This window comes from Streptomyces sp. NPDC055140 (genome assembly GCF_053607285.1).
The window spans coordinates 1-3,905 of the sequence record NZ_JBSGTG010000119.1 but is presented as its reverse complement, the minus strand read 5'-3'; the positions used below and the strand labels follow the sequence as shown (position 1 = coordinate 3,905).

Below are 3,905 nucleotides of genomic sequence, written 5' to 3'. Positions count from 1 at the left end.
GCCACCGGGTCGGTCTGCTCGACCACCGGCTCGCCGGGGGAGGCTCCCTGCTGGACGTGCTGGCTGACCGGGCTCCGGGTGTGGAGGATCTGGCGCACCCGTGGGAGCCCGCCACGCCGGGTGCGGCAGCCGTCTTCAGCGGCCTGAGTGAGCGGGAGCAGGACGTCGTTCGGGCGTGGGTCGTTCGCGGCGAGCGCACGGTCGCGTCGTGGCGGCAGGCCGCGGCTGCCGTCGGGTGTGAGCCGGCACTTGGTGAGGCGGTGATGCGCAAGGTGCGCAGGCGCGGCCGGCAGTACGAGGAGCGGGCTGCGACGGCCGCCGCCTACCGGGCTGCGCGGTGGGACGCGGTGGCGTGATGCGGACGCAGATGCTTCTGGCCCTGCTCGTCGGCGTCGTCACCCTGCTCGTCGGCGCGGGGGTGATGTACGTGCTGGTGCGCCGACCCAGCTGGTGCGCGCCGTTTGCCGGTGCAATGGCGGCCATGATGTTGCTACTGGCGGTCGTTTGGGACGTCGTGGCAGGGGCGGGGCTGTAGAAGGTCAGACGGCCGGGGTGATGTCGTCCTTAAGGCCCACATCTACGGCGGACTCGATGTAAGGAGCCTGGGCGGCGCCTGACTCCCGAAGGCCAGGCTCCACGTCTGCCCGCCCGCCGAGTTGACGACAGTGTCGTGCCGCTACGGGTTCCCGTGGCGGGTGTCAGCGGAGGAACTGTTCGATGCTGAGTGCCAGCTGGAATACATCCTCGCGCGCTTTGAAGGCCGGCTGCGACGGGTCGTACTCCAGCACCGTACGTCCCTTCTCTCCGTTCCTTGAATGCACCTTGTAGTGGCGGACCGGCTGAGGTGCGTATGGGTACTTGAGGTCGTGACACCAGTCATACGTCGCCTGGACGAGCAGCTCGTCGGGGTCCTTCCCCGGATCCCACCGGTTGAGGACGATCAGGAAGGGGATCCCGCGCGGTGCCAGTAGTTGCCCGATGAGGTCCTCGGCGGCTGTACGCGATGACGGCTCGGTGGTGACCGGGACCAAGGCCAGGTCGGTGAGTTCCAGGACCTCATCGAGGGCAGCCTGGTCGAAGGCGTATGGGTCCCCAGGCGTCGGGCCAGAGGGCTCGAGGTCGGGCACATCAACGAACACCGTCGTGACATCAGGGCTGTCGACCAGCGACGGAAGGATCCCCAGCTTGGAGCGAGTGCGAACAAAGCCGAACGGCACCTCGTCATCCGGAAGGCACTGGGACCAGACCGTCACCTCGTGGCTTGCCGAGACATCTGCGCAAACGACAGCCTTGTCGGCACGGTCACAGGAACCCGACGGGCTGGCCTCGCCCGTGACTGCGGCAAGGTTCACCGCCAGCATGGAGCGTCCGCACCAGGCATGGGCCTGCACGAGCGTGACAACTCTCGCCTGACTGCCCGACGTTCGTGGGTCGGCATGTGAGCGCATCAGATCTCCTTGATCAGTCCATAGGGGCGTGGACGTAACGAAGGACGGCGAGTCAGGTCACGCAGCGTTGTCAGTGCGCACCTTTAGAGTCCCGCGCATAGTGGAGAAGAGGCCGCGCAGTACCGCGCATCGCGCCCGCCCCCGACGCCGCCTGATCGCCTTCGTTGGCGCGGACTTCGCCAAAGGCGGCCGCGTAGACGCAACCAGTTGACCACGGGACCAGGGAGCTGGCTCACCGACCGTGTCGGAATCGTTTGGGCCCGCGCGGATGATCGCACCCACACCCTCGTCAGCGATGAACTGCTCGACGCCCCCGATGTCGCCGAGCGCACCCTCACGGCGCTGGCCGCTGCCGACCTCGTCGTCGGACATGGCCTCCTCCAGGCCGACCTGCGAGCTATGGCCATGGTCACGCGCATCCCCGATGCGCTCCTCGACCGCTGCATCGACACTCTTGTCGTGCTGCACGAGGCCCGCGGCGGACGCTGGGCGACCGGCCTCAATCTCGACGACCTCGCCTGGCACACCCTGCGAACACGGCGCGCGAAACACGGCAACGGACGCTTCAACTTCACCCGCGCCCGCGGCGACTTCGACCCCCGTGAGGACGCCCGCTTACACGCCCGGCTATGGCAACACCTGCGCACACAGGGCACCTTCACCGCACCGGCACGCACCACCGACCGCACTGACCGGGGCTAGCTCTCAGTCGTTGACAGCAGCGTCCCGCAGCGTGGCGCGGTCAGCAATGGATCAGAGGGGCGGGTTTCGCGACCAATGTTGGTATGAGCAGAGCCAAGGCGTATCCGGCGAGCACGAACACGGTGAACCCTGCCCGCTCGGCGAGACGTAACCCGCTGCCGGTGAGAGCCTGGAATGAGAAACCTTAGGGCCACAAATCCCGGTCTTCGCTGACCGTGACGGGAGGGAAGGTTTCCATCGTGGTGACAGGTGCCGAGTGGGCTCGGATTCGGCGAGGCCTGCGTTTCGGGCAGGTCTTCGAGGGCACTGTGGTGCAGGTTCCCCGGCCCGGGACGATCGGGATCTTCGTGGACATTGGCCTGAGCGTCGGAGGGTTTGTCGACGCACTGTGGCTGTCGGGCGAGATCGAGGACTGGCCATCGGAAGGCACGGTTGCCGATTTCACGATCTGGTGGGCTGACAGTCGCCAACAGATCCGGCTGATGCCGTGCGACTCTCGGTACCTGCGGAACGACTTCGCAGCCTTGGTCAAACGCTTCCGTCCCAATTGGCCATCTGACGTCGGCCAGCCCCTGCCTGACCCAGGGCCTGCGAGGTCCCACGAGTTGCGAACCGCGCTTCGCTCTGATGGGCCGCCGGCCGACTCCCGTTGATGCTGGGGAAGCGGCCGACGGCCCTGGCGGAACCTAGCTGGCCGCGACTTCTGCTCGGGCCCGGGTGCTGTCCTGGCAAGTCGCTCGAATTGGCCATCCTGCGTTGTGCGGACCCGCAGCGTCCGGGCGATGCCTTGCCGCTCTGCACCACTGCGTCGGCCGATCACATGGCAAGGAGCGGCACGAAAGACCAGGCAGCACACGCCGGACCGCTCAGCGCCTCGTCCGCCCACGCAAGGCCGTAGGCCTCTATCACATCTTCTTCACTGATCCCAGCGGTGATTTTTCGCCAACCAAGCGACCACATAGCGGACTTGACAGAGCAACATGATCGTCCGGTGATACGGTTTCGGGCACATGCCAAGTGAGCTTCTCCTCGGCATGGCTACACCCAGGGGGGCTCTCCGGGTGGCGAAGGCTGCCCACAGCCGAGGGTCCGCCCAGACAGATTCCGAGAGCTGGAATCCAGCCGCTCAAAGAGAGTCACATGACGAATTTCTGGCAGGATCCGACAGTCTGGGCGCTCGCTGCCGGCGTCCCTGTCGCCACCACTGTTGTCGTTCGCCAGCGAAAAACGATCAAGACGTTGCGCCATCAGAAGCAAGGCGTCCAGGGCGAGTTGGCCAAGCTGCAGAACGGCTACGCCGAGGTGGTCCGGCAGGCCAAGGAAGAAGCGGAGAACGCCACCAACACCGTGCTGAAGTCCGCGATGCAGACACTCCAAGGTCTCGCCGCGGAGCAGCAGCGGGCCATCTCCGAGCTGCAGAAGAAGTACGGCGACTCGCCGGTGCTGCAGGACTTGTTGCTTGTCGACCACATGAACGCGCAGTTCAACCGGCGGGCGCAGTCCATCGCTGTGCTGTGCGGAGGGTGGCTCGGCCGGCAGCGAGAGGCGGCATCGGTCTATGACGTGATCCGCGGAGCACAAGGCCGTATCAAGCACTACCAGCGCGTCGACCTCCTGTCGCAGGTGAACTTCGCGGTGACCAGCCGGGCCGTCGAGCCGGTCGCGCTGACGGTGGCCGAACTGCTCGACAACGCCACCCGCTATTCGGATCCGACAACAACCAGGGTCGACGTCAACGTGCGGACGGTAGACAAG

General features: G+C 66.2%; 3 protein-coding genes and 2 pseudogenes. 4 read left to right on the top strand and 1 reads right to left on the bottom strand.

Annotation, left to right across the window (positions count from 1 at the left end):
- Both ACWFR4_RS47945 and ACWFR4_RS47940 read left to right on the top strand, forming a co-directional pair.
- Nucleotides 1–356: pseudogene (locus tag ACWFR4_RS47945) on the top strand (hypothetical protein); the annotation flags it as partial.
- A complete protein-coding gene (locus tag ACWFR4_RS47940) occupies nt 356–535 on the top strand; it encodes a hypothetical protein (RefSeq protein ID WP_453658185.1) in 180 nt (59 codons plus the stop codon). The pseudogene ACWFR4_RS47945 and the gene ACWFR4_RS47940, both read left to right, overlap by 1 nt.
- A 163-nt stretch (nt 536–698) precedes the next feature.
- On the opposite strand, the gene ACWFR4_RS47935 is transcribed toward ACWFR4_RS47940, so the two are convergent.
- Nucleotides 699–1,448 (bottom strand): GTPase domain-containing protein, encoded by a 750-nt coding sequence (locus tag ACWFR4_RS47935; protein ID WP_453658183.1) that lies wholly within the window; start codon nt 1,446–1,448, stop codon nt 699–701.
- Nucleotides 1,449–1,655: 207 nt separating this feature from the next.
- Here ACWFR4_RS47935 and ACWFR4_RS47930 point away from each other — a divergent pair, with 207 nt between their 5' ends.
- Both ACWFR4_RS47930 and ACWFR4_RS47925 read left to right on the top strand, forming a co-directional pair.
- Complete coding sequence (locus ACWFR4_RS47930) at nt 1,656–2,150, top strand: hypothetical protein (protein WP_453658181.1); 495 nt, start codon at nt 1,656–1,658, stop codon at nt 2,148–2,150.
- 1,140 nt (nt 2,151–3,290) lie between these two features.
- Nucleotides 3,291–3,905: pseudogene (locus ACWFR4_RS47925) on the top strand (ATP-binding protein); the annotation flags it as partial.

What these genes read in the sequence shown, in the direction of transcription:
- ACWFR4_RS47940 (WP_453658185.1), top strand. Translation starts at nt 356, where the DNA reads ATGCGGACGCAGATGCTTCTGGCCCTGCTCGTCGGCGTCGTCACCCTG.
- ACWFR4_RS47935 (WP_453658183.1), bottom strand. Translation starts at nt 1,448, where the DNA reads ATGCGCTCACATGCCGACCCACGAACGTCGGGCAGTCAGGCGAGAGTT.